The organism is Streptomyces sp. NPDC057307 (assembly GCF_042667665.1).
Classification (GTDB): Bacteria; Actinomycetota; Actinomycetes; order Streptomycetales; family Streptomycetaceae; genus Streptomyces.
In genome coordinates, this window is sequence record NZ_JBHUZM010000062.1 from 20441 (window position 1) to 42651 (window position 22211).

24 protein-coding genes and 1 pseudogene are annotated in these 22211 nt (G+C 71.4%); 17 read left to right on the top strand and 8 right to left on the bottom strand.

The genetic code is table 11. The features are described 5' to 3' along the window. Nucleotides 1-55: 55 nt before the first annotated feature. A complete protein-coding gene (locus ACFUN8_RS21240) occupies nucleotides 56-1891 on the bottom strand; it encodes a protein kinase (protein ID WP_383639771.1) in 1836 nt (611 codons plus the stop codon). 296 nt (nucleotides 1892-2187) lie between these two features. Here ACFUN8_RS21240 and ACFUN8_RS21245 point away from each other — a divergent pair, with 296 nt between their 5' ends. From ACFUN8_RS21245 to ACFUN8_RS21265, 5 genes are all read left to right on the top strand, one after another. Further along, nucleotides 2188-2262 (top strand): putative leader peptide, encoded by a 75-nt coding sequence (locus ACFUN8_RS21245; protein ID WP_383639837.1) that lies wholly within the window; start codon nucleotides 2188-2190, stop codon nucleotides 2260-2262. A gap of 258 nt (nucleotides 2263-2520) precedes the next feature. Continuing rightward, nucleotides 2521-3546: an aldo/keto reductase gene (locus ACFUN8_RS21250; protein WP_383639774.1), complete on the top strand. Its 1026-nt coding sequence runs from the start codon at nucleotides 2521-2523 to the stop codon at nucleotides 3544-3546. Further along, nucleotides 3530-3652: a hypothetical protein gene (locus ACFUN8_RS21255; RefSeq protein WP_383639777.1), complete on the top strand. Its 123-nt coding sequence runs from the start codon at nucleotides 3530-3532 to the stop codon at nucleotides 3650-3652. The genes ACFUN8_RS21250 and ACFUN8_RS21255 overlap by 17 nt, the downstream gene beginning before the upstream one ends. 1 nt (nucleotide 3653) lies before the next feature. Next, complete coding sequence (locus tag ACFUN8_RS21260; RefSeq protein ID WP_383639780.1) at nucleotides 3654-4727, top strand: LLM class flavin-dependent oxidoreductase; 1074 nt, start codon at nucleotides 3654-3656, stop codon at nucleotides 4725-4727. Nucleotides 4728-4788: 61 nt separating this feature from the next. Further along, nucleotides 4789-5793: a hypothetical protein gene (locus ACFUN8_RS21265; protein ID WP_383639783.1), complete on the top strand. Its 1005-nt coding sequence runs from the start codon at nucleotides 4789-4791 to the stop codon at nucleotides 5791-5793. Between the two features lie 11 nt (nucleotides 5794-5804). Here the strand turns inward: ACFUN8_RS21265 and ACFUN8_RS21270 are convergent, their stop codons facing one another. Continuing rightward, nucleotides 5805-6821: an iron-containing redox enzyme family protein gene (locus tag ACFUN8_RS21270; protein WP_383639786.1), complete on the bottom strand. Its 1017-nt coding sequence runs from the start codon at nucleotides 6819-6821 to the stop codon at nucleotides 5805-5807. Then, the gene (locus ACFUN8_RS21275; protein ID WP_383639789.1) at nucleotides 6805-7185 is read right to left on the bottom strand and encodes a CDGSH iron-sulfur domain-containing protein; all 381 of its coding nucleotides are present in this window, start codon (nucleotides 7183-7185) and stop codon (nucleotides 6805-6807) included. Before ACFUN8_RS21275 ends, ACFUN8_RS21270 begins: the two co-directional genes overlap by 17 nt. 59 nt (nucleotides 7186-7244) lie before the next feature. On the opposite strand from ACFUN8_RS21275, the gene ACFUN8_RS21280 reads away from it, so the two are divergent. The 6 genes from ACFUN8_RS21280 to ACFUN8_RS21305 all read left to right on the top strand — a co-directional run bounded on the left by ACFUN8_RS21280 (nucleotide 7245) and on the right by ACFUN8_RS21305 (nucleotide 12989). Continuing rightward, nucleotides 7245-7580, top strand: a complete 336-nt coding sequence (locus ACFUN8_RS21280) for a small hydrophilic protein (RefSeq protein ID WP_383639792.1) — start codon at nucleotides 7245-7247, stop codon at nucleotides 7578-7580. Further along, nucleotides 7570-8994 carry a sensor histidine kinase gene (locus ACFUN8_RS21285; RefSeq protein ID WP_383639795.1) on the top strand — a complete coding sequence of 475 codons (1425 nt, stop codon included), beginning with the start codon at nucleotides 7570-7572 and terminating at the stop codon, nucleotides 8992-8994. Before ACFUN8_RS21280 ends, ACFUN8_RS21285 begins: the two co-directional genes overlap by 11 nt. Beyond that, nucleotides 8991-9650, top strand: a complete 660-nt coding sequence (locus ACFUN8_RS21290; RefSeq protein ID WP_023536688.1) for a response regulator transcription factor — start codon at nucleotides 8991-8993, stop codon at nucleotides 9648-9650. Before ACFUN8_RS21285 ends, ACFUN8_RS21290 begins: the two co-directional genes overlap by 4 nt. A gap of 122 nt (nucleotides 9651-9772) precedes the next feature. Further along, a complete protein-coding gene (locus tag ACFUN8_RS21295; RefSeq protein WP_383639798.1) occupies nucleotides 9773-11206 on the top strand; it encodes an SLC13 family permease in 1434 nt (477 codons plus the stop codon). Beyond that, nucleotides 11203-12396: a glycerate kinase gene (locus ACFUN8_RS21300; protein ID WP_383639801.1), complete on the top strand. Its 1194-nt coding sequence runs from the start codon at nucleotides 11203-11205 to the stop codon at nucleotides 12394-12396. The genes ACFUN8_RS21295 and ACFUN8_RS21300 overlap by 4 nt, the downstream gene beginning before the upstream one ends. Nucleotides 12397-12515: 119 nt before the next feature. Beyond that, nucleotides 12516-12989, top strand: coding sequence for a carboxymuconolactone decarboxylase family protein (locus ACFUN8_RS21305; RefSeq protein ID WP_383639804.1), 474 nt, complete (start codon nucleotides 12516-12518; stop codon nucleotides 12987-12989). Nucleotides 12990-13172: 183 nt separating this feature from the next. On the opposite strand, the gene ACFUN8_RS21310 is transcribed toward ACFUN8_RS21305, so the two are convergent. Further along, entirely contained in the window at nucleotides 13173-13775 is a 603-nt protein-coding gene (locus ACFUN8_RS21310; RefSeq protein WP_383639807.1) for a TetR family transcriptional regulator, read from the bottom strand. Between the two features lie 100 nt (nucleotides 13776-13875). On the opposite strand from ACFUN8_RS21310, the gene ACFUN8_RS21315 reads away from it, so the two are divergent. Beyond that, the gene (locus tag ACFUN8_RS21315) at nucleotides 13876-14727 is read left to right on the top strand and encodes an oxidoreductase (RefSeq protein ID WP_383639810.1); all 852 of its coding nucleotides are present in this window, start codon (nucleotides 13876-13878) and stop codon (nucleotides 14725-14727) included. 67 nt (nucleotides 14728-14794) lie between these two features. Here the strand turns inward: ACFUN8_RS21315 and ACFUN8_RS21320 are convergent, their stop codons facing one another. Then, a complete protein-coding gene (locus ACFUN8_RS21320; protein WP_383639840.1) occupies nucleotides 14795-15949 on the bottom strand; it encodes an FAD-dependent oxidoreductase in 1155 nt (384 codons plus the stop codon). 88 nt (nucleotides 15950-16037) lie between these two features. Between ACFUN8_RS21320 and ACFUN8_RS21325 the strand changes: the two genes are divergently transcribed. The 4 genes and pseudogenes from ACFUN8_RS21325 to ACFUN8_RS21340 all read left to right on the top strand — a co-directional run bounded on the left by ACFUN8_RS21325 (nucleotide 16038) and on the right by ACFUN8_RS21340 (nucleotide 18898). Continuing rightward, a complete protein-coding gene (locus tag ACFUN8_RS21325) occupies nucleotides 16038-16709 on the top strand; it encodes a TetR/AcrR family transcriptional regulator (protein WP_383639813.1) in 672 nt (223 codons plus the stop codon). A 192-nt stretch (nucleotides 16710-16901) separates the two neighbouring features. Beyond that, nucleotides 16902-17894, top strand: coding sequence for a zinc-binding dehydrogenase (locus ACFUN8_RS21330; protein ID WP_383639816.1), 993 nt, complete (start codon nucleotides 16902-16904; stop codon nucleotides 17892-17894). 277 nt (nucleotides 17895-18171) lie between these two features. After that, nucleotides 18172-18453: pseudogene (locus tag ACFUN8_RS21335) on the top strand (hypothetical protein); the annotation flags it as partial. A gap of 133 nt (nucleotides 18454-18586) precedes the next feature. After that, a complete protein-coding gene (locus tag ACFUN8_RS21340; RefSeq protein ID WP_383639819.1) occupies nucleotides 18587-18898 on the top strand; it encodes a hypothetical protein in 312 nt (103 codons plus the stop codon). A gap of 213 nt (nucleotides 18899-19111) precedes the next feature. Here ACFUN8_RS21340 and ACFUN8_RS21345 read toward each other — a convergent pair whose 3' ends face one another. Together ACFUN8_RS21345 and ACFUN8_RS21350 are read right to left on the bottom strand one after the other, a co-directional pair. Continuing rightward, entirely contained in the window at nucleotides 19112-19501 is a 390-nt protein-coding gene (locus ACFUN8_RS21345; RefSeq protein WP_383639822.1) for a hypothetical protein, read from the bottom strand. A gap of 55 nt (nucleotides 19502-19556) precedes the next feature. Continuing rightward, entirely contained in the window at nucleotides 19557-20336 is a 780-nt protein-coding gene (locus tag ACFUN8_RS21350; protein ID WP_383639825.1) for a sulfite exporter TauE/SafE family protein, read from the bottom strand. 84 nt (nucleotides 20337-20420) lie between these two features. Here ACFUN8_RS21350 and ACFUN8_RS21355 point away from each other — a divergent pair, with 84 nt between their 5' ends. Further along, on the top strand, nucleotides 20421-21374 hold the full coding sequence (locus ACFUN8_RS21355; protein ID WP_383639828.1) for a LysR substrate-binding domain-containing protein: 954 nt from the start codon (nucleotides 20421-20423) through the stop codon (nucleotides 21372-21374). A gap of 44 nt (nucleotides 21375-21418) precedes the next feature. On the opposite strand, the gene ACFUN8_RS21360 is transcribed toward ACFUN8_RS21355, so the two are convergent. Further along, a complete protein-coding gene (locus ACFUN8_RS21360) occupies nucleotides 21419-22147 on the bottom strand; it encodes a DJ-1/PfpI family protein (RefSeq protein ID WP_383639831.1) in 729 nt (242 codons plus the stop codon). Nucleotides 22148-22211 lie beyond the last annotated feature (64 nt).

The following is a 22211-nucleotide window of genomic DNA, read 5'->3' on the forward strand; positions in this document are numbered from 1 at the left end:
CCGACCGGCTCACCCGTCCGGCGCACTTCTTGACGCGGTGGCGGTCGGACAGGTCCTAGTCCTCCGGTTTGGCCTCTTCCGCGTTCCGCCAGACCGTGAGGTCGAAGGTGACGTACGTCGAGCCTTCGGCGCCGCCCTTGCCCTGGTACGTCGCGACCGCGATATGGCCCGCGTCGCTGAGCACGCAGAACTCCGACCCGTCACTGAGCTGGTCGAGAGTGATCCTCTCGGTGAAGCGGGTCTCCGCGCGGCAGGTCTCCAGGGAGCCCTTCTGCGCGTTGTTCAGCAGGATGAACTTGCCGTTGTCGGTTCCGATGTAGTTGTCCTCCCCGAACAGGCTGTCCACGTAGTAGTACAAGTCCCCGCCGCCGTAGGAGACGTCCCCCTCCGCCGGCCGTGGGGGATTGTCGGCGAGCATGACCTGATAGCTCTCCGTCACGTCGATGCCCTTGTACGAGGCCGACTTGGGGTCGGGCCGCTTCTTGCCCGCGTCCGTGCCCGGCGTCTCGCCGTTGTCCGAGCCGCCCCCCGCGCCGCTGGCGCTGCTGCTGCCACTGGGCGACTTGGACTCGTCGTCCTTCCCGGAGCCGTCCGGCAACAGGGAGCCGATGACCCCCAGGACGACGATCGCGCCCACGACCGACGCGGCGACGATCAGCCCGGTCCGCTGCTTCCGCCTGGGCGGCTGCGGGGGCACATAGGGAGCGTGGACGACGGGCGGCGGGGTGTGGTAGCCGGGCGGCGGTGTGGGCTGCATCGGGTAGCCGGGCGGCGGGGTGTGGTGGCCCTGCGTGGGGTGTGCCGGGTAGCCGGGCGGCGGCGGTACCGGGCCGGGAGCGCCCGGCCCGTTGTGCGTCGGCGCGGCGGGCGTGGCGAAACCGGTCGGCGCGTACGGGTTCACCGTGCCCGGCGCCGGCGGCTGCGGCGAGAACTGGGTCGGCGTCGGCGCCACGCTCGGCTGCGGCGGCGGGGTCTTCGCCGGCTCGGGCAACTTCAGCCGCTCGGTGATCGATCCGGCGACCGCCTGCGGCAGCCAGTCCTCGCCCTGGCGCAGCGCGACGGGCGAGATCTCGTGACACAGCTCGATGATCTCCGTCAGGCTGGGCCGCCCGGCCGGGTCGCGCGTCAGACAGCGGGTCACCAGGGGCAGCAGCTCCGCCGGCACGCGGCTGAGGTCGGGGTCCTCGTGCACGATCCGGTAGAGCACCGCGTGCGACGACCCCTCGCCGTAAGCCGGTGAACCGATCGCCGCGAACGCCGCGATCTGGCCGAGGGCGAAGATGTCGGTGGCCGGGGAGACCGTACCGGCCGACGCCTGTTCGGGCGCCATGAACGCCGGGGTGCCGACGCTGACGCCGGTACCGGTGAGGGCGGTGGTGTCGGCGGCGCGGGCGATACCGAAGTCGATCACGCGGGGGCCGTCGGAGGCCAGAAGCACGTTGGCGGGCTTCAGGTCACGGTGCACGATGCCCGCGCCGTGGATGACATGGAGGGCCTCGGCGACCCCGACGGACAGCAGCAGCACGCTCCGCAGCGGCAGCGCGCCGTGCTGGGCCACCGCGTGCGCGAGAGAGGGGCCCGGCACGTACGCCGTGGCGAGCCAGGGCTGCGAGCCCTCGGTGTCGGAGTCGATGACCGGCGCGGTGTACAGACCCTGCACCCGCTGCGCGGCCTGGACCTCCCGCTGGAAGCGCCGCCGGAATTCGGGGTCCTCGCTGAACTCGGGCCGGATCACCTTGAGCGCGATGGGCCGGCCGCCCGGCGTGTACGTCAGGTACACCTTGCCCATGCCGCCGGTGCCGAGCACGGCCGCGAGGCGATAACCGCCGACAACGGCCGGGTCGCCTTCCCCGAGCGGTTTGAAAAGGTTGGCGGAAGGTGTGCTGGTCATGGTGGATCATCCCCTGTTAACGGCAGTTGAGCGCCTGCCGAAGCCCCGAAGTCAACCGGGAGCGTATCGACTTTCTTTCCGAGTCCTCACCGCGCGGCGCAACAACCCTGCAACAACCTCGCTGCGGGCCCCTCGGACGGCGTGGGTGAAGGCGTACGGGCCTTGTGGGCGTACGGCGTACGGGCGTACGGGTTCGAGCGCGGGGTCCCACGCGGCGTACCCCCTGCGCCCCTTCACCCTTCCGCCCGGCGGCCGCGCGCATTGCCAGGATCCTTCGCTTCGCTTACCTTTGCATCGTGCATCCAGGTGTAAGGCTCGTTACGCGCATTCACGTCGACCTTCTGCGGTCGGCCAGCGCGCTCTGTCTTTAGTGCCACCTGACGCGTAGTCGCCTTTCCTCGCGCTCACGCGGATTCGCCTGATCTCGCTCTCCGTAGCGTATCGATCACGGCCACGTTCTCGCCTTTCCCGTTCCCCTTTCCCGCCGTTCTCCGACGCACGGTGCCTCGTCGTGGGTTGTCGCCGTCCGAAGGCTTACGACGACTTCCGGCGGCTTACGACGCCATGCGGCGCCGAGGGCTGCCCGCGAGCCGTGACCCTCCCCCTTCTTCAGAAAGGCCTGACCGTCCATGGGCTATCGAGCCGCCGACGACCGCTACGAGAAACTGCCGTACCGCCGCGCCGGTAACAGCGGTCTCGTCCTGCCCGCTCTCTCCTTCGGCCTGTGGCAGAAGTTCGGTGACGACTATCCGTTCGACACCCAACGGGACATCGTTCTGCACGCGTTCGACCTCGGCATAACCCATTTCGATATCGCCAACCGTTACGGCCCGCCCGCCCGCGCGGCGGAGAAGTTCTTCGGACGGGTCGTCAGGAGCGATCTGGCGCCGTACCGCGACGAGATCCTCATCTCGACCAAGGCCGGCAACCCCGTTGGGGACAGCCCCTATCTCAAGGGCGGCTCGCGCAAGTCACTCCTGGCGTCGCTCGACCACAGCCTGCGCGACCTCGGCGTCAGCTACGTCGATGTCTTCTACTCGCACCGCCCGGATCCCACGACTCCGCTGGAGGAGACCGTAGGAGCCCTGGTCGGCGCGGTCGAGCAGGGCAAGGCGCTCTACATCGGCATCTCGAACTACCCCAGTGAACTCGCCCACGAGGCAGCCGAGTTGCTGCGCGCCGCGAACGTACCGCTGCTCCTGCACCAGCCGCGCTACTCCATGTTCGACCGGAGCCCCGAGACCGACGGCCTGCTCAAGGTGGCGGCGGACGACGGCACCGGCGTGATCGTGTACTCACCGCTGGCACAGGGACTGCTCACCGACAAGTACCTGGACGGCACCGTGCCCGCCGACGCCCGCGCGGCGACCAGCCGCTTCCTGTCGCCCGACGACATCAGCGACAGCTACCGCGAGCGGGCCGGCGCCCTGAACGACATCGCCAGGAAGCGCGGCCAGTCGCTCGCCCAACTGGCGCTGCAGTGGGTGCTCCGCCGACCGGAGGTCACCAGCGCGCTCATCGGGGCGAGTTCGACCTGGCAGCTCGACCACAACGTCAGGGCGGCGACCGAGTTCTCGCCGCTGACCGACGAGGAGCTGGCGCTCATCGACCAGTACGCCGTCCACGGGACGGGCCTCCGTGCGCGCCGCGGCTGAGGCCGCGGCGGACGCCGGGACCGAGGCCCCGCCGGACCGCCCGAAGCCGTCGGAGAACAACTCACCGAGCAAGGCCACCCCGCTCGACAGCGAATCGGAGCACTGACATGAGCGACGAGTATCTCTGGTACATCCCCAACACCGTCGAGCCCGGCCACCGCGGTGACGACACGACCGACGGATGGGGCACGCTCGGCTTCTCCACCGAGATCGCCCGGGCCGCCGAGGAACACGGCTGGGGCGGAGCCCTCATCGGTACGGGATGGGGCCGGCCGGACACCTTCACCGTGGCCACCGCGCTCGCCGCCCGTACCACCACGTTCAAACCGCTGGTCGCGATACGGCCCGGCTACTGGCAGCCCGCGCACTTCGCGAGCGCCGCCGCCACCCTCGACCAGCTCAGCGGGGGACGCCTGTTGGTCAACATCGTCAGCGGCCTCGACAACGCCGGGGCGTACGGCGACGGCGAGAGCGACCCGGCCCGCCGGTACGACCGCACCCGGGAATTCCTCCAACTCGTGCGCCGGCTCTGGACGGAGGAGAACGTCACCTTCCGGGGCGAGTTCTTCGGGGTCGAGGACTCGACGATCAGCCCGCGCCCGTACGGCGCCGAGAACGGCCGTACCCCGAGGCTCTACTTCGGCGGCGCCTCGGCGGCGGCGGAAGCGGTCTCGGCCACCGAGGCCGACGTCCAGCTCTTCTGGGGAGAACCGCTCGACGGCGTGGCCGAGCGGATCGACCGTCTCAAGAAGCTGAGCGAATCCCTCGGCCGTACCCACGCACCGCTTGAGTTCGGCCTGCGCATCACCACGCTGGTCCGCGACACGACGGAGGAGGCATGGCACGACGCCGAGGCGAAGGTGGCCAAACTGGCCGGCGCCCGTGATTCGACGATCAACCCCCAACGGCGCCGAGCCGTCGGCCAGCAGCGGCTCTACGACCTCGCCGAGCGCGGCGAGGTCCTGGACTCCTGCCTCTACACCGCCCCCGGCCGGGTCGGCGGCGGAGGCGCCGGGACCACCTGGCTGGTCGGCTCTCCGGACGATGTGGCCGCCGCCCTGCGGAAGTACGGCGAACTCGGTATCACCCACTTTGTCCTCTCCGACACTCCGTACAAGCCCGAGGTCGCCCGCATCGGCGATCAACTTCTCGGCCGGCTCCGGGAACACGCCCCGGTGTGACGGTCGCGTCGGCGATGATGGGGGCACGTCGCCGGGGGAGCGGCGTGCCTGGGGGGCTTCGATGAACGACGGCGTTGTGGTGCGCGAGATGCTGGTGGAGACCGGCGAGGTGCGGTCTCTCGTGTGGGACGGGGACGATCTGGTGGACCCGGTGGGTGGTTGGCGCCGCTGGTCACCCGACGGGAGGGAACACCGGCGCGCGCGGCGGAGGTTCGGGGAGTGTTACGACCGGGCCGTCACGTCACCGTCCGGCCGGTGGACCGTCGTGTACGGCGAGCGGGGTACCCGCGGTCTGCTGCTCGACGGGCGGAAAGGCGTCCGTGAACTGCGCCGGGACGAGGAGCAGTTCCAGTCCTACGACTACCCGGTGGGCCTGGGGGAACTGCCCGACGGCAGGGAAGTGCTGGTGCACTGCCCCGAGCGCTACGACCTACTCCAGATCGAGGACGTCGCCACGGGTGAGTGCCTGGCCGCGGGGTCCCGGGAGGAGATGTCGAACCTGTTCCACTCGCGGCCGGCGGTCAGTCCGGGCGGTCGGTGGCTGATGTCGGCGGGCTGGGTGTGGCACCCGGCGGGTATCTGTGAGGTGTATGACCTGGACCGGGCCCTGACCGACGCCTCGGTGCTGGACGGAGACGGCCTGCTGGACCCCTTGTCGCTGAGCCATGACGAGGTGGACTCCGCCTGTTGGCTCGACGGCGACAGACTGGCCCTGGTCGCCGGTGACGTCGGCTGGGAGCACCCGGTGGACGAGGGGCTGGGGCGGCACCAACTCGGCGTGTGGTCCTGCTCCAAGGCGGCATGGCTCTACCGCCACGACGTTCCCGGGCCGCTCGGGGCGATCGTCGGGTGTGGCGAAGCGGTCCTCGCGCTGTACGAGTATCCGCGCCTGTTCGACATCCGTACCGGTGAGCTCGTCGCGCGGTGGCCGGAGCTGCCCATGTACCGGCGGCAGGGTTCGTACGGTGTGACCCATATGCCGTCGTCCGTCGCCGCCGTGCACCCGGACGGCACCCGGGTGGCGATCGCGCTCGAAAGCGGCATCGCGGTCATCCGCGTCGCGTAGGCCCGGCGCCGTCACGGGAGCAGCGGGGCGCGCAGGGCGCTCCGTCCGGCGCGCCAGGCGTCCAGCAGATGGGCCGCCAGCCGGTCCTCCACGAGCACGGTCGCCCGGACGCCGAAGGCGACATCCGGCTCCAGCCGCGGCTCGTCCGCCAGCAGTCCCGCGACGACCTCACGCCGGACGACCTGCTCATGGACGGCGTCGGCCTCCACGTGCTCGGCGTAGAAGCGCTCGGCGGCGGCACCCGCGCCCGTCCGCCGCATGGCGTGGGCCAGCCGCCGGGAGCCCGGGGAGGACGTCACCTCCACCGCGGCGAAATGACCGACGAGAGCGCCCCGCAGCGCGCGCTGCAGTCCGAGCGCGGACATGAGATTGACGACGGCCAGCGCCTGCGCGGGCGCGACGTCCACGTAGTGCCCGTAACGGATGTCCAGCTCCAGGTCGGCCATGAGATCGGCGAACAGCCGCGCGTGCAGGTCCTCGGCGCGCCCGGCGCCGTACTCGTCGTACTCGACGGCCACCATGCCCGCCTTCGCCCTGCCGTGCAGCCGGGGAAGAACCCAGGCGTGCGGGTCGCCCTCCTTGAGGTGGTAGAGCGAGCGCAGCGCCGCGTACTCACGCAACTGCTCCCGGGTGCCCTCGCGGTCCAGGAAGTGGGTCGTGCTCGTCCCGTCGTCCCCCACGGGCTCGACCAGCAGCCCCGCCAGGGCGTCGTCCGCGCCACCACCCCCGGGCACGGCCTCCCGTACGGCCCCGAGGAACCGGTCCTCCAGCACGCGGCGCACCCGCAGCAGCTCCGGGTCCCACTCGCGCCGGTCGTCGACCCCGGCGAAACCCTGGTAGTGCAGCTCGTACAGGACGTACAGGGCCAGTTGCAGATCGTCACCGAAGGGGTCCGCGCCCGCCAGGGACTCCGGCGGGAGCGACACGGCCGTCCCTTCCGCCAGCGACGTACGTACGGAGGCCGAGACCGTACCCCGTGGCTCCGGCAGCGGCGGGCTCAGCGCGCGCGATTCACGGTACGTCGTCACGCCCGGGCCCCTCCGTGCGGTCGCCGGACGGTCCGGGGCGGTCCTCGCCCCGGACCCGGCGGCGATGGCTCGTATCGCACCACGGGTAGGAACGGCTGCGGCGGCAGACACACAGGGCGACGACGAAGCGGTCAGAGACGAAGGTGTTCCCCGCCTCGTCCACCACCTCCACCGGCCCCTCGACCAGGACCGGCCCCGCACGGCTGGCAGCGACACGGCACGGGCGTCGTCGTGGGCGCTGGGACGCGTTCGACATCGTTGACCACCAACTCCCCGGACCGAGGTACCCCACCTCCCCAAGCTCCTCCTCCCCCCGGAAACCCACCACCCGAGCAGGTGACCGAGCGGCAGTCCGGGCCTTCATGAAGAAATCCTCATCCCCGCTTCATGCTGGCGATCGGCCCGCTCACCAGGATGGACCGCATGGCTTTCTCACCTCGTCTGGCGGCCCTGGCGGCCGTCGTCGCCATCCCTCTCGGCATCGCCGCGACCAGCTACGCTATGACCGACAGTCCCGACGCGCCCAAGGTGCCCCCCGGCGTACAGCTCTCCAACACGCCGAGCGGCACGCCCAGCGGCACACCGGACGACCGGCGGAGCACCGGACCTGGGTCTTCGCCCACGGGCTCGCCCACCGGTTCGCCGACGGGTCCATCCACCGCTTCGCCGGGCGGGACATCCGACGACGACGACGTCGTTCCGGGGCCGTCGGCCGGCAACGGTGACGACGATGACGACGACTTCGGTGATGACGGTTGACGTTCCGAGGATCTCCGCGCGGGTGCGGATCCTGCTGTGGCTGTTGGTGGTGATGACGGTGGCCCTGGGGGCCGTGGCCGTCACGGTGCGCTCGATCCTCCACCGGGACGTGGAACACCGCATCAGCCAGTTGCTGTCCCAGGAGACGGGCGAGTTCGCGAACTTCGTGGTCCAGGGCGTGGACCCGGACACCGGCCGGAGTTTCGGCGACTCACGCAAGCTGCTCCAGACCTTTCTGCAACGGCAGTACGCCGACCGGGACGAGGAGTTGCTGGGCCTGCCCCGCTCCTCCGCGACCCGGTCCGACATCGTCCGGCAGCGCCGCGACATCCCCGACCACATCGCCCTGTGGCGGGACGAGACGTCGCTGAAGCGGATCCTCGCGGCCGAGGGCTCCTCCGGCACCCTGCACCGTTCGCAGGGGGAGCTGCGCTGGGCCAAGGTCACCATCCGGCCGCTCGGTGACGACCCGCCCGGCGCCCTGATCGTCGCCTTCCACGCGGACCGCGAACGGGCCGTCGCCGACAAGACGTTCTGGACACTGCTGGCCCTGTCGGGCATGGCGCTGGTCCTGGCGAGCGGTATCGGCTGGGCCGTCGCCGGCCACATCCTGGCGCCCGTCCGCCTCGTACGGAAGACCGCCGCCGAGCTGACCGAGCGGGATCTCACCCGGCGTATCCCCGTCGAGGGCCGTGACGACATCGCGGCGCTCGCCGAGACGTTCAACGGCATGCTCGACCGGCTGGAGCAGGCGTTCGCCGCGCAACGGGTCTTCGTGGACGACGCGGGTCACGAACTGCGCACACCCATCACCATCGTGCGTGGGCATCTGGAGCTGATGGGCGACGATCCCGCCGACCGGGAGGAGACGATACGTCTCGTCACGGACGAACTCGACCGGATGAGCCGCATCGTCGAGGACCTGCTCCTGCTCGCCCGGGCCGAGCGGCCCGACTTCGTCCGCCCCGAACCGGTCCAGCTCGCCGAGCTGACCGCCGACGTCTTCGTCAAGGCCCGCACGCTCGGCGAGCGGGAGTGGCTGCTGGACACGGTCGCCGACCGCGAGGCACCGCTGGACCCGCAGCGGATCACCCAGGCGATGGTCCAGCTCGCCCAGAACGCCGTCCAGCACACGGTGCCGGGCCAGCGCATACGGATCGGCTCGCAGGCGCACGGCGAACGGATCGAACTGTACGTCGCCGACAACGGACCCGGCATTCCGCCGCAGGACGCCGAGGTGATCTTCGAGAGGTTCCGGCGCGGCACCGCCCGCCGGGGCGCCCGCACCAGCGGCGCCGGACTCGGACTGGCCATCGTCAAGGCGATCGCGGAAGGCCACCACGGCCGGGTCGAACTACGCCGTACCGACGGCGGCGGCGCCACCTTCGTACTCATTCTGGAGACGGGCTCATGAACCGAATTCTGATCGCCGAGGACGAGGAACGGATCGCCTCCTTCGTGGAGAAGGGGCTCCGCGCCAACGGCTTCACCACCGTCGTCGCCGACGACGGCGACTCGGCGCTGCACCACGCCGTGTCCGGCGGCTTCGACCTGGTGCTCCTCGACATCGGCCTGCCGGGGCGGGACGGATTCACCGTCCTGCGGGAGATGCGCGAGGCGCGCGTCACGCTGCCCGTCATCGTGCTGACGGCCAGGGACTCCGTACGCGACACCGTGGCCGGGCTCGAAGGCGGCGCGGACGACTGGATGACCAAGCCGTTCCGCTTCGAGGAACTGCTGGCGAGGGTACGGCTCCGGTTGCGTACGGCGGCGCGGGCGCCGGAGGTCACCATGCTGCGCAGCGGCAGCCTCAGCCTCGACCTGAGGACCCGGCGCGCACGGGCCGACGAGCGGACCGTGGATCTGACGGCCCGTGAGTTCGTGCTGCTGGAGATGTTCCTGCGCCACCCCGGCCAGGTGCTGTCGCGCGAGCAGATCCTCTCCCATGTGTGGGGCTACGACTTCGACCCCGGCTCCAACATCGTGGACGTCTATGTGCGGGCGCTGCGGCGGAAGTTGGGCGCCGAGCGGCTGGAGACGATACGGGGGATGGGCTACCGCATGCCGTGAACGCGGCCCGTGGGCCGGGGTATTCGCACTCCCCGGCCGGGCCGTCGGCACCGTCACGTACATGAAGCGGCTTTCACCCGAGGCTCATTCGGACCTCACGGCCCGCGCCCAGGCTGATCGTCGTGCCCCTTTCTCTCCGGCAGACCGGCAGCCTCGCCGCCGTCCTCTGCCTCTGCGTCCTGCTCGCCCTGCCCGGCGATCTCGTCCGCCTCGGCGGCGACGCGCGGTTCACGCTCGTCGTCTTCATCCTCGCCACCTACACCTGGATCGCCACCTCGGTGGACGACACCTATGTGGCGCTCGGCGCCGGACTCGCGCTCACCGCGACCGGGGTGATCAGCAGCGAGACGCTCTTCGCGACGCTCGGCGACGAGACGGTGTGGCTGCTGATATGCGCCTTCGTCCTGGCCGCCGCCGTCAGCAAGGCCGGGCTCGCGGGCCGTGCCGCCGCCTGGCTGGTCGGCGGGGCGGGCACCGTACGGCAGTTGGTGCATCTGACCACGGCCGGACTGGTCGTCACGGCCTTCGCCGTGCCGGCGACCTCCGGCCGCGCCGCCCTCGCCCTGCCGGTCTTCCTGGCGCTCGCCAAGGCGCTCGCGGACCGGACCCGGCTGGTGGTGATGCTGGCGCTCCTCTTCCCGACGGTGATCCTGCTCTCCGCCGTCGCCACCCTGATCGGCGCGGGCGCCCATCTCATCACCGTGGGCGTGCTGTGGGAGCAGACAGGGAAGGAACTGGGCTTCGTCACCTGGCTGGTCCTCGGGCTGCCGCTCGCCGTGGTCTCCTCCCATCTGGCCGCCGAGCTGGTGCTCCTGACGACGACCCGCCGGGCCGACCGGACGGGGCCCGTGCGGATCACCACGGCGCAGATCCAGGAACACTCCGACGCACCGGTGCAAGGGCCGCTCACCCCGCCGGAGGCACGCTGCCTCCTGCTGCTGGGAACGGTGGTCGTGCTCTGGTGCAGCGAACCGCTGCACGGCGTGTCGCCCGCGGTGGTCGCCCTCATCGGCGCCGTCGTCGCCGCCTCGCCGGCCCTCGGCACAGTGGGCCTCAAGGACGGTCTGCGGACAGTGCCCTGGCCGCTGCTCCTCTTCATGGCCGCCACCATGGCGATGGGCATCGCGCTCTCCGAATCGGGCGCGGCCGACTGGCTGGTGGGCTGGGTGCCGGGTGGCGCGTCGATGCCGCCGTGGATGTTCCTCGCCGGTGTGATCGTGATCAGTACAGCGGCGCATCTGGCGCTTCAGTCCCGCTCCGCCCGCTCGTCCGTCCTGGTCCCGCTGGTGGTCGCAGCGGCGATGGCCGCCGGTGTCAATCCGGTCGCCGCGGCGTTCGCGTCGACCGCCGCCGCCGGTTTCTGCCACACCCTCCCCGCCTCCGCCAAGCCGGTCGCGCTCTTCGCGGACCTGCCGGGCACCCCCACGTACACCCCGCGCGATCTCCTGCGGCTCTCGGCCGTGCTCGCGCCCCTCACCGCGGCCCTCGTGCTGCTCTTTGCCCTCGCCGTCTGGCCGTTGCTCGGCGTGCCCGTCCACCTGGAGACCCAGCCATGAGTTACCGCATCGTCATCGCCCCCAGCGGGTTCAAGGAGTCCCTCTCCGCGGCTCAGGTGGCCGAGTCCATCGCCGAGGGCGTCCGGCGGGTGATCCCCGACGCCGACATCGACCTGATCCCGCTGGTGGACGGGGGAGAGGGTACGGCGGAGGCGCTGGCCCTCGCGGGTGGCGGTCGACTGGTGCCGTGCACCGCGACGGGCCCGGTGGGGCTTCCGGTGAGCACGCACTTCGCCCTGCTCGGCGAGGCGGGGCCCGCCGCCGATGCCGGCTCCGGTCCCGTCACCGCCGTTGTGGAGATGGCCGCGGTCGCCGGTCTCTCCCTCGTACCGGCCGACCGGCGTGATCCGGGGAGGACCACCACGTACGGCGTGGGTGAGCTGATCCGGGCCGCGCTGGACCTGGGAGCGCGGCGGGTGCTCGTCGGCTGCGGGGACTCCGGCACGTCGGACGGCGGCGCCGGAGCGCTCCAGGCGCTGGGCGCCCGGCTGACGGACCACCACGGCCGTGAACTCCCGCCGGGCGGCGCGGCGCTCGCGGAACTGGAGCGCATCGACACCTCGGGACTCGACCCGCGCCTCGCCGGCACCGAACTGCTCGTGGCCTGCAACCCCTTCAACGTCCTGTGCGGCACGCACGGTGTGGCACGCGTGTTCGGACCGCAGAAGGGGGCGGGCCCGGCCGATGTGGAGGTGCTGTCGGCGGCCCTGGAGCGCTGGGCGGGGGTTCTCACCCGGGATCTGCCGTCCGCGATCGATCTGCGGACCGCCCCCGGCACCGGGGCCTCCGGCGGGCTCGGGGCCGGACTGGCCGCGCTGGGGGCGCGGCTCCTGCCCCGCTTCGAGGTCCTGCTCGACCGGCTCGACCTGGACGCCAGGCTGGCCCGTGCCGATCTGGTGATCACCGCCGAGGGGGCGCTCGACCACCAGACCGTACGCGGCAAGATCCCTGCCGAAGTCGCGAGCCGGGCCCACGCGGCCGGAGTGCCGGTGTTCGTGCTCGCGGGCACCATCGGGCCGGGCGCGCATCTGGTGCGGGCGATCGGCGTCGACGCGTACAGCGCGATCCTGCCCGCTCCGATGTCGCTGCCCGAAGCGATCGAGGGGAGCCGCGAGATCCTGGCCGATGCCACGGAACGCGCCCTGCGAATCCTGGAGTTGGGCACCCGGCTGGCGGTGCGGGCGGCCTGAAGGGAGGGAGGTCCACCGGAGGCTGTCACATTCCGCGGGCTGTCACATTCCGCGCGGTTGATCCGTCAGTGCGGTGTACCCGGGCCGAGTACCCGGCGACGACGACGGAGGAGTTCACCATGAACGCTCGTTTGAACGTGTTCGGCAGCGCGACCGCGACCAAGGTCCTCAACGGTTTCATCGCGGCGGGCAAGGCGGTTTCGGAGTCGGCCCTGCCTGCCGCCACGCAGGAACTGGTGAAGATCCGCGCGAGCCAGATCAACGGCTGCGGTTTCTGCACCGACATGCACACCAAGGAGGCGGCGGCAGCGGGGGAGACCTCGTCGCGCCTCCATCTGATCGCGGTCTGGCGCGAGGCGACGGTCTTCACCGACGCGGAGCGTGCCGCTCTGGAGCTGGCCGAACAGGGCACCCGTACCGCGGACGCCGCCGGGGGCGTGCCGGACGAGGTCTGGGCGAACGCGGCCAAGCACTACGACGAGGAGCAACTGGCCGTCCTGGTGTCCCTGATAGCCCTCATCAACGCCTTCAACCGGGTGAACGTCATCGTCCGGCAGCCCGCGGGCGACTACCGCCCCGGCCAGTTCGCCTAGGGCCTGTCTTCGAAGTAGCGCCGTCCGCCCGTAGGGCGGGGCCTGCGGCGGCTGGTGCGGTGCATCGCAAGGCGGAGGATCGGCCTCGTACTGGGCGTACTTGGTCGACTCCGACAACGCGGCGAGGTGCCGTGCCAGGCGTCGCAGGCCAGGCGGGACTTTGAAGACAGGGCCTAGGACCGGTCAGCCGTCGCTGCCGCCGTCCCCCGAGGTGGGGGCGGCAGTGGCGCCGACGACGCGCGCGACCGCGTCGACGACCGTGCGGCGCCGCTCGCTGCGGCTGATGGGCGCGGCCAGGGCCGAGAACTCCGGGTTCATCGTCGCCCAGGACGTCGAGAGCGCCTGGATGAACGCCAGCAACTGCACGGCGGTGAAGTGGGACGGGACCGATCCGTCGTCCTGCGCGGCCGCGATGCGGTGGACCCGGAGATCGTTGGTGTCGATCAAGGTCCGGAGGTGTGTGCCCTCGGGGCGTTCCAGCCGGTACCAGGTCGACAGCCGCAGCCGCTCGGGGGCGTCGGCGAAGTGGTCGAACATGCGGCCCGCGTAGGCCGGCAGATCGTGGGCGTCGAAGTCGACCTCGGCGAGGGACTCCTCGACGTAGTTGCTGAAGACGGCGTCGAAGAGCTGGTCCTTGTTCCCGAAGTACGTGTAGATGCGCTCCTTGCTGCTGGCGGCCCGCTCGGCGACGCGGTCCATACGGGCTCCCGCGATCCCGTACGTGGCGAACTCGTCGGTCGCCGCCTTCATGATGCGGGCTCGTGTCGCGTCCGGATTGCGGGGCATGGGCCCAGCGTACCTACCAACTAGTAGGTTGCCAACCGGGGCCGGGCGATGCACGCTGGAGTTACCTACCAACTAGTACGTAGGTAATAAGGAGCGCATCATGCAGCGCCACAACTGGCTGATCACCGGAAGCTCCCGCGGCTTCGGGTACGCACTGGCCAAGGCGGCCCTGGAGGCCGGCGACAATGTCGTCGCCACCGCCCGCCGGCCCGAGCAGCTCGCGGGGCTCGCCGACGCGTACGGCGACCGCGTTCGTACCGTCGCCCTCGACGTCACCGATCCGGACGCCGCTGGCGCCGCGGTCGCCACCGCGGTGGAGGCGTTCGGCTCGCTCGACGTGGTCGCCAACAACGCCGGCTACGCCGGCTCGGCGTCCATCGAGGACATGGACCCGGCGGACTTCCGGGCGCAGATCGAGACCAATCTCTTCGGCGTCGTCAACGTCACCCGCGCGGCGCTGCCGCACATGCGGGCCCGGCGCGCCGGCCACTTCCTCCAGTTCTCCTCGATCGGGGGACGCGTGGGCGGCACCGCGGGCATGGGCGCGTACCAGACCGCCAAGTTCGCCGTCGAAGGCTTCTCCCAGGTGCTGAACACCGAGGTCGGACCGCTCGGCATCAAGGTCACCATCGTCGAGCCGGGCGCCTTCCGCACCGACTGGGGCGGCTCGTCCATGACCCTCCACGACGCCACCCCCGACTACGAGCGGACCGTCGGGAAGATGAACGCCTACCGCCGCGAGAACGAGGGCACCGAGAAGGGCGACCCCGCCCGCGCCGCCCGCGTCCTGCTCGACATCGTCAACAACCCGGAGCCCCCGCTACGCCTCCTGCTGGGCTCCGACGCGGTCACGTACGCCGACAAGGCCTCACGGGAACGTGCCGCCGAGGCCGCGCGGTGGGCCGAGGTCAGCCGCTCGGCCGACTTCCCCACCGGGGAGACGACGGCCTGACGGCGCCCTGTGCGCGCGACGCACGGGTGCGTCGGGGCCGGCCCGCCCCGTTGGCCGACGAAGCGTTTCACCGGGCCCGGCTCGTGTCGGTGTCCTGCGGTGCGGCGCCGGTCATGAAATCGATGAGGCCGAACGGTGCGCGGTCGCCGAGGCAGAGTTCCAGGATCTCCCGTGCGTCCGCGGCGGCCGACGTGCTGCGCGGGAACAGCGCCTCCTCGTACGCGGTGAGTGCCGCTTCGATGTCGTCGGGGTGCGCGGCGATCGCGTTGCCGAGTTCGGCGCCGTCGAACATCGCCAGGTTCGCGCCGTCCCCGGACGGCGGCATCAGGTGACCGGCGTCGCCGAGGAGCGTCACCCCGGGCACGCGGTCCCAGCGGTGTCCGTCCGGGAGTGCGTGGATCATGCGGGGGACCGGAGCGGTTTCGCCGTCGGTGATCAGGGCCGTCAGCTCCGGTGCCCACCCGTCGAACTCCGCCGCCACGCGGGCGGCCGCGGCGGTGGCGTCGGTGAAGTCGATGGCGGCGATCCACTCGGCGGAGCGGTTCAGCTCGACGTACGTGTGCAGGATGTTCCCCGCCTCGCGGTGGGCGACGATCCCCTTTCCCGGGGTGAGCGCGTACATCGCGCCGTCGCCGACCGCTTCGGCCGTCGCGGGGTGCCGTTCGTCGGCGTCGTACAGGTAGGTCTCGATGAACGTCGTGCCGGTGTACTCGGGCGTGGCGTCGGAGAGCAGCGGCCGGACCTTGGACCAGGCGCCGTCCGCGCCGACGAGGAGTTCGGTGCCGACGGTGGATCCGTCCGCGAACGTCAGTTCGTGCCGGCCGTCGCCGAGTGCGGCGACACCGGTGAGCTTCTTCCCCCACCGGATCGTCCCGGCGGGCAGGGAGTCGATCAGGATGCGCCGCAGGTCCCCGCGGAGCACCTCGGGCCGTATGCCGTTGCCGTCGTCGGGTTCGTCCAGGAGTACCTTCCCGTGCTGGTCGAGCGCGCGCGAAGCCGCGCCGCCCTCGTGGATGATCGCGCGGAACTCGTCGGTGAGGCCGGCCGCTTCTAGCGCGGCCTGCCCGTCGTTCGGGTGGATGTCGAGCTGGCCGCCCTGAGTACGGGTCTCGGCCGACGGGTCCGCCTCGTAGACCGTCGCGGGGATGCCGTGGACATGGAGGACGCGTGCGAGGGCGAGGCCGCCGAGGCCCGCGCCGACGATTGCGACCGGTGTCGTCATCATGATCATGTTCCTTTCGGAGCGTGCTTGGAATGGCGTTCCATGAATCCATGTTGGAACGCCGTTCCAGCTATGTCAAGATAAGTCCATGGCGACCAGGAAGCAGCGGACCGAGCGGCGCACGGACGCGCTCTCGAAGGAGCGGATCGTCGAGGCGGCGATCGAGATCCTGGACGCCGGGGGAGAGAGCGCTCTGACCTTCCGCGCGCTCACGGCGCGCCTGGCCACCGGGGCCGGGGCGATCTACTGGCACGTCGCCAACAAGAACGAGCTGCTCGCGGCGGCCACGAACGACGTCATCACCCGGGTCATGACCGACGTGGTCGGCGGCGCGGAGCCGCGGGAGGCGATCCGTACCGTCGCCCTCGGGGTGTTCGACGCGATCGACGCGCACCCCTGGGTGGGCACCCAGCTCTCCCGTGAGCCGTGGCAGTCCGCGAACGTGCAGATCTTCGAAGGCATCGGCGGCCGGCTCAAGGCGCTCGGCGTTCCCGAGCGGGCACGGTTCGACGCCGGATTCGTGCTCGTGAACTACGTCCTCGGCGTCGCCGGGCAGAACGCCGCGAACGCCCGTCTCCTCGCGGGCGAGACGGATCGCTCGGCTTTTCTCGGGGACGTCGCCGCACAGTGGGCGCGACTCGACCCCGCGGAGTACCCGTACATGCGTGAGGTGGCGGCGCAACTGCCCGAGCACGACGACCGCGAGCAGTTCCTCGCGGGCGTCGACCTCATCCTGGCCGGCATCCGAACCGTCCGATAGGCGGCCGGCGGCCCGCTGGGGTCCGGCCCGGTCGTTGTCCCGGAGGCCCTGGTCAGGGGCGACCTGGCCGTGGCCGTGTCGGTGATCCGGGCGGGACCGGCGACGGCGCCCACGGCCGCCGGACCGGACGCCGCTGAGGCCTGACCGTGGCCGTGGCTGTGGCCGACGGGGTCGTACTGCGATGATCGCGTCATGCGCGCACTCGTTACCGAAGGCCGAAGCCGCAGGTGGGTGGTGGCCGAGGTCCCGCCACCGGACATCGGCCCCCATGAGGTCCTGGTTGAGGTGGTGGCCGCCGGTCTGAACCGTGCCGACCTGCTGATGCGCGAGGGCAGTTACGTACCCACGAGTGCCGACTGGAACGTGCCGCTGAACCGCGTGGGCTTCGAGATGGCGGGCCGGGTCCGGACGGTCGGCCCGCGCGTGCCGGGAACCGGGTCGGGTTTCGGCTCGGGTTTCGGGCCGGGGCAGCTCGTCATGGCACAGACGGGCGGCGCCTGCGCCGAGTTGGTCGCCGTCGACCACCGACTCCTCCTGCCCGTCCCCGAAGCGGTCACCGCGACAGAGGCCGCCGGCCTGCCGAGCGCACTTCTCACCGAGTACGACGCTCTGACGGAGATCGCCCGGATCCGCCCCGCCGATCGCGTCCTGATCACTGGAGCCACGAGCGGAGTCGGCCTCGTGGGTGTCCAACTCGCCCGTGCCCTCGGCGCCGGCACGGTCATCGCCACCACCCGCAGTGCGGCCAAGACCGAGCTGTTGCGATCCTTGGGCGCCGACCGCGTCATCGACACCAGCACCACCGGCCTCACCGAGGCGCTCGGCCCCGACGCCTACGACGTCTGTCTCGACCATGTCGGTGGCGTGCAGGTCGCCGATCTGATGGGCGCGGCCGCCACGTCGGCCAGGATCGTGCAGATCGGACGACTCGGCGGCGACCGTACGGAACTCGACCTGGAACTACTGGCCGCGCGCCGGCTGCGTCTCATCGGCACCACCTTCCGGGGCCGCGAAGCCGATGAACTCCACACGCTGGTCGCCCACTTGCGCACTGCCCTGCCCGGTCTGCTGAGCGACGTCAGGGCGGTCATCGACTCGGTCCGCGCCTTCACGGCGCCCGAGGACGCGGCGGAACGTCTCACCCAGCCGGGCCTGACCGGCAAGGTCGTCCTGCGGATCGCCTGAGAGCTGAGAGCCGGTGCGGGGCGTGGGCCCGTACCCGGTTCGGTTTTTCCGAACCCGGATCCGGGTGGTCACTCCATCGTGCCCATGACCTGCTGATTCGTACGGTCGAGCCATATGTCAGTGACACGGAACGACAGCGGTGCGTGACGGCCTTGGTGGCGCTGCCGCTGCTGCCGCTGCCGCTGCGGGTGCTCGGCGACGGCGCGGTGGGCACTGGTGGTGGCCTTCTCGCTGGTGAAGTTCGCGGCCCTCGCGACGACGGCCGGAACGCCACCACGAGGTCGCGCTCCTGCGCGCGGTCGGCGCGGGCACGGGCCAGGTGGTGCGGATGGTGCTGGTGCGGGGAGTGCTGCTGGCGACGGCGCGTTTCGGCGCGGGAGCGGCCGTGGCGTGCGTGGTGACGCTCCCCCTGGGGCCAACGGCCGGGGCGCCGCTGTCGGGCCTGCCGCCGACGGCTTGGGCGGCGACGGCGGTGGGCGTACTGGCACTGGTGCTGGTCTCTTCGGCGGCGCCGCTGGGGCGGCACCTGCGGAGACGCTCGGGGGTGATGGTGGGGTAGGCCGTGCCCCGCGGATCTTCGGGGGCCCCGGACATCTGGCACGGCGTCTCTTCCGGGAGGCGCTCCCTGTGGTGTCGTCATGCCCGAAACTTCTTGGCCACCGACGGTCCCGTCCCCCTACAGTCCCAAAGGCATGACGGCTCTTGAATCCTTCACCTTCGTCCGCCATGTCGACGGACTCCGCTACCAGTTCGAACACCACGGTGCGCGCCACGGCCGCCCCGCCTATCTGCGAACGGACGGGCAGGTGTCGTGTCTCTGGACGCCGGCCGACGGCTGGCACTGTGAAACCGACGGCATCGTCACCGCCCGTCCTCTCGACAGCCACGATGACGAGACCGACCCTCCCGCCACCGTCTGGCGCAGCTTCAAGAACGACCGTTCCTACTTCTACGACCTGCGCCACACTGGGGCCGAGGCACCGGACCGGCGCAGCGAACCATGAACGCCATGGTGCGGACACGGCCGCAGCACGCTGGACGCGCGCGAGGTACTGGCGCACATGGCGGCGGGACCTGACGAACGCGGCCGTCGCCCGCCGGATGGAGATCTCGCAGCGCGCCGTCGAGAAGCACGTCGCCGCGTCCTGGCCGTACTCCATCACCTCGGCCACGCGGGGCTCGGCGGATGAACGCCGTGCCCGAGCAGGCCCGTTGAGTCATGGGCGGCCGGTCCGGCGGACCAGGCCGCCGGACACCGGCGCGGTGCCGGGATCGGGGTCCCCGTCCTGGTGGCGCAGTACCCAGTCATCGAGGTCGCGCGCCGCTTCGAGCGGTGCGACGGCCAGGTAGGACCGCCACCAACTCACCCCGGCGGAGGCGTTCGCCTCGGCGGCGAGCGGGTCCGCCCGGCAGTGCTCGAATCTGGCCGCGGCCTCGTAGAACCGGTGCGCGGCCGCGAGGACTTGGGCGGCGTCGGCCGATACGGAGCCCGCCGGACGGACCGCGGAGTCGCGATCCAGTTCGTGCTCACCGATCGGCACGGCCGAGCGCGCGAGTTCGGTCAGTTCGTACGCCGCGAAAGCCATCTCCAGCCTCGCTCGCGCCATATACGTGTACGTGTCTGTATCCGTGTACGGCGATTCCGTGTCGCCTTCGGCCATGTCAGCCCGCCTTCGTGCCGCGTAGGAAATAGAGGACGGTCATGGTGACGGCGACGGTCAGGATGGTGCCGCGCAGCAGCCGGGCGGGGAGACGGCGCGCGAGGTGGGCGCCCGCGAGGCCGCCGGCCACCCCGCCGACCAGCATGGTCGTCAGCTCGAGCGGAGTGCGCAGCGCGTCCGAGGCGACGAGGAACAGCGAGGTCGCGCTGAGATTGACGGCCGAGACCTGGGCGATCCGCATCGGGTTGCTCGCCGCGGTGTCGAGACCGAGGCCGATGCTCCACACCGCCAGCAGCATGATGCCTATGGCACCGCCGAAGTATCCGCCGTACACGGCGAGAACGAACTGCGCGACCAGGACGGCCCGTGCGCTCATGCCGACCTCGCCCGAGCGGCCCGCCGCCGCGCTCAGCGCACGGGAGACGCGACGGCCGAAAGCCAGGACCAGCGTGGCGAAGGCGAGCAGCCACGGCACCGCGGCGCCGAACGACGCGCTCGGCAGGGCAAGCAGCAGGCCGGCACCGAGCGCGCCCCCGAGCACGCTGATCGCCGTGAGCGCCGACGCGGACGTCTCGCCGACCGGGGCGAGTTCGCGTCGGTAGACCCATGCGCTGGCCACGGCCCCGGGCGCGAGGGCGACGGTCGACGACGCGTTCGCCGCCACCGGGGACAGGCCGGCCGCGACCAGGGCGGGCAGCGCCACGAATGTCCCCCCGCCACCGATGGCGTTCATCGTTCCGGCGACGGCACCGGCCAGCAGGACGAGCACAATGTCGGGCACCCGCCGAGCATCACCCCGCGTCCGGTGGGCGCACAATGCGTCATTTCTGTACCCAGCCTAAGGCCGTGCCATAGGCTGAAGAGAATGCGCTACGACTTGGACGACCTACGGCTCTTTCTCGACATCCTGGCGGAGGGGTCGATCACGGGAGGTGCCCGCCGGGTGCACCTGAGCCTGCCGTCGGCCAGCGCGCGGGTGCGCGCGCTGGAGCACAACGCCGGTGTCGCGCTCCTGATCCGTGGCCGCCGGGGCGTGCGCCCCACCCCGGCGGGTACGACACTTGCCCGCCACGCGCGCGACGTCCTCGCCCAGACGGCCCGGCTGGAAAGCGCCGTGGCGAGCTACACGCGGTCCCCGGCCGCTCCACTGACCCTGTTGGGCGGTGGCTCGGCCATCCAGGGATTCGTGCAGCAGGCCCTGGTCTCGTTCCTCCGCGCGCACCCGGACGTCGATGTCCGGGTCTCCGAGAGCCGCACCCCGCAGACCGTGCGGACGCTGACCGACGGCGAGGCCGACCTGGGGATCGTCATCGACGACGAGGAGGCGCGCGACTGCGGCCTCGACATGGAACCCCTCGGCGACGACTCGCTCGTCGTCATCGGCCAGGCCGGCGGGATTCTCGCAGGGCGGACCGGGCTGTCGTACAGCGAGGTCGCCGAGCACCCTCTCGTCGGCCTCGACGCCGACTCGTCGCTACGACGCTGGATCGAGAAGAACCTCGGCCCGCACGCCCCGGTGGTGCGCTACCGCACCACCGTCGCCGGCCTCAACGTCCTCGTCGCCCTCGCCGCCGCCGGGGTCGGACTCGCCGTCGTACCGCGTCGTACGGTCGATCCGCACCTCCCGCTCGACGTGTGCGAACTGGAGGACCCCTGGGCGCGCCGCCTCCATCTGCTGGCCTGGGGCGCGAAGGCCGCCCGAACCTCGTCGACAGCCACAGCAAAAGCCACAGCCACAGCCGCGCTCGCGGAACACCTGCGCCGTGCGGCGTCCTCCGAGCCGGCCTCCGACAGGGCACGCCCCGACGGCCCGGCTTGACCGTCCCCGCCGAGGCGGCCGACCCAACCGCCGCGCCCCGTACGTCAGTTACGGCGCCACACCGTGCCGCGTCGCTCGTACTCCAGCACCGTCTCCACCCGCTGGGTGAGCTGCGCGCCCACGAACCGCTCCACCAGCCAGAGCGAGACCTCGAGCCCGGAGGTGATGCCACCGCCGGTGACGAGGTCCCCGTCGTCGACCACGCGCGCGTTGATCACCGTCGCGCCCTGGGCGGCCAGATCCGCCTTGGCGCCCGCGTGGGTGGTGGCGTTGCGGCCCTTGACGAGACCCGCGGCCGACAGCACCATGACGCCCGTGCAGATCCCCACGGGCAGCGCTTCGGACGCGGCCAGCCGGCGCAGGAATCCCTGGTCGGCGATGAGCCTGTTCACACCCGGCCCGTCCTTGGCGGTATAGCCCCCGCCGGGAATCACAAGCACATCCGCCTCGTGCGGTGACCAGCCCTTGGCCACCTCGACCCTGGTCCCGTAGGTGCAGGTGACCGTGGACGGCCGCCCGGTCGTCACCATCGTCGTGGTCAGCGCTCCGCCGCTCATCCGCCCCGCGAGCCCCAGCACTTCCACCGGGGCGATGAAGTCCTGCTCCTCCACCCCGTCGAACATCAGCACCTGCACACGAAGCGGATTCGCCGCCGAAACCGCGGACGCCGCCGAGCTGGCAGCAGCCGTCGACGCGGCAGACACCGTCGCCGCGCCCCCGGCCGCCGCGCCGACGGACAGTGTCGAAGCACGCAAGAAGGTACGCCGTTCCATGACCAACCTCCGTAGATTGCCTTCCTGTTCACACGTCGGTCGGCGTACGTGTCCAGTTCCCGGC

Excerpts from the sequence above, each read along its gene's own strand:
- ACFUN8_RS21265 (WP_383639783.1), top strand. The coding sequence starts at position 4,789 with ATGAACGACGGCGTTGTGGTGCGCGAGATGCTGGTGGAGACCGGCGAG.
- ACFUN8_RS21360 (WP_383639831.1), bottom strand. The coding sequence starts at position 22,147 with ATGGAACGGCGTACCTTCTTGCGTGCTTCGACACTGTCCGTCGGCGCG.
- ACFUN8_RS21240 (WP_383639771.1), bottom strand. The coding sequence starts at position 1,891 with ATGACCAGCACACCTTCCGCCAACCTTTTCAAACCGCTCGGGGAAGGC.
- ACFUN8_RS21280 (WP_383639792.1), top strand. The coding sequence starts at position 7,245 with ATGGCTTTCTCACCTCGTCTGGCGGCCCTGGCGGCCGTCGTCGCCATC.
- ACFUN8_RS21330 (WP_383639816.1), top strand. The coding sequence starts at position 16,902 with ATGCGCGCACTCGTTACCGAAGGCCGAAGCCGCAGGTGGGTGGTGGCC.
- ACFUN8_RS21275 (WP_383639789.1), bottom strand. The coding sequence starts at position 7,185 with ATGAAGGCCCGGACTGCCGCTCGGTCACCTGCTCGGGTGGTGGGTTTC.
- ACFUN8_RS21315 (WP_383639810.1), top strand. The coding sequence starts at position 13,876 with ATGCAGCGCCACAACTGGCTGATCACCGGAAGCTCCCGCGGCTTCGGG.
- ACFUN8_RS21305 (WP_383639804.1), top strand. The coding sequence starts at position 12,516 with ATGAACGCTCGTTTGAACGTGTTCGGCAGCGCGACCGCGACCAAGGTC.
- ACFUN8_RS21340 (WP_383639819.1), top strand. The coding sequence starts at position 18,587 with ATGACGGCTCTTGAATCCTTCACCTTCGTCCGCCATGTCGACGGACTC.
- ACFUN8_RS21310 (WP_383639807.1), bottom strand. The coding sequence starts at position 13,775 with ATGCCCCGCAATCCGGACGCGACACGAGCCCGCATCATGAAGGCGGCG.
- ACFUN8_RS21355 (WP_383639828.1), top strand. The coding sequence starts at position 20,421 with ATGCGCTACGACTTGGACGACCTACGGCTCTTTCTCGACATCCTGGCG.
- ACFUN8_RS21345 (WP_383639822.1), bottom strand. The coding sequence starts at position 19,501 with ATGGCGCGAGCGAGGCTGGAGATGGCTTTCGCGGCGTACGAACTGACC.
- ACFUN8_RS21300 (WP_383639801.1), top strand. The coding sequence starts at position 11,203 with ATGAGTTACCGCATCGTCATCGCCCCCAGCGGGTTCAAGGAGTCCCTC.
- ACFUN8_RS21285 (WP_383639795.1), top strand. The coding sequence starts at position 7,570 with ATGACGGTTGACGTTCCGAGGATCTCCGCGCGGGTGCGGATCCTGCTG.
- ACFUN8_RS21260 (WP_383639780.1), top strand. The coding sequence starts at position 3,654 with ATGAGCGACGAGTATCTCTGGTACATCCCCAACACCGTCGAGCCCGGC.
- ACFUN8_RS21325 (WP_383639813.1), top strand. The coding sequence starts at position 16,038 with ATGGCGACCAGGAAGCAGCGGACCGAGCGGCGCACGGACGCGCTCTCG.
- ACFUN8_RS21320 (WP_383639840.1), bottom strand. The coding sequence starts at position 15,949 with ATGACGACACCGGTCGCAATCGTCGGCGCGGGCCTCGGCGGCCTCGCC.
- ACFUN8_RS21250 (WP_383639774.1), top strand. The coding sequence starts at position 2,521 with ATGGGCTATCGAGCCGCCGACGACCGCTACGAGAAACTGCCGTACCGC.
- ACFUN8_RS21290 (WP_023536688.1), top strand. The coding sequence starts at position 8,991 with ATGAACCGAATTCTGATCGCCGAGGACGAGGAACGGATCGCCTCCTTC.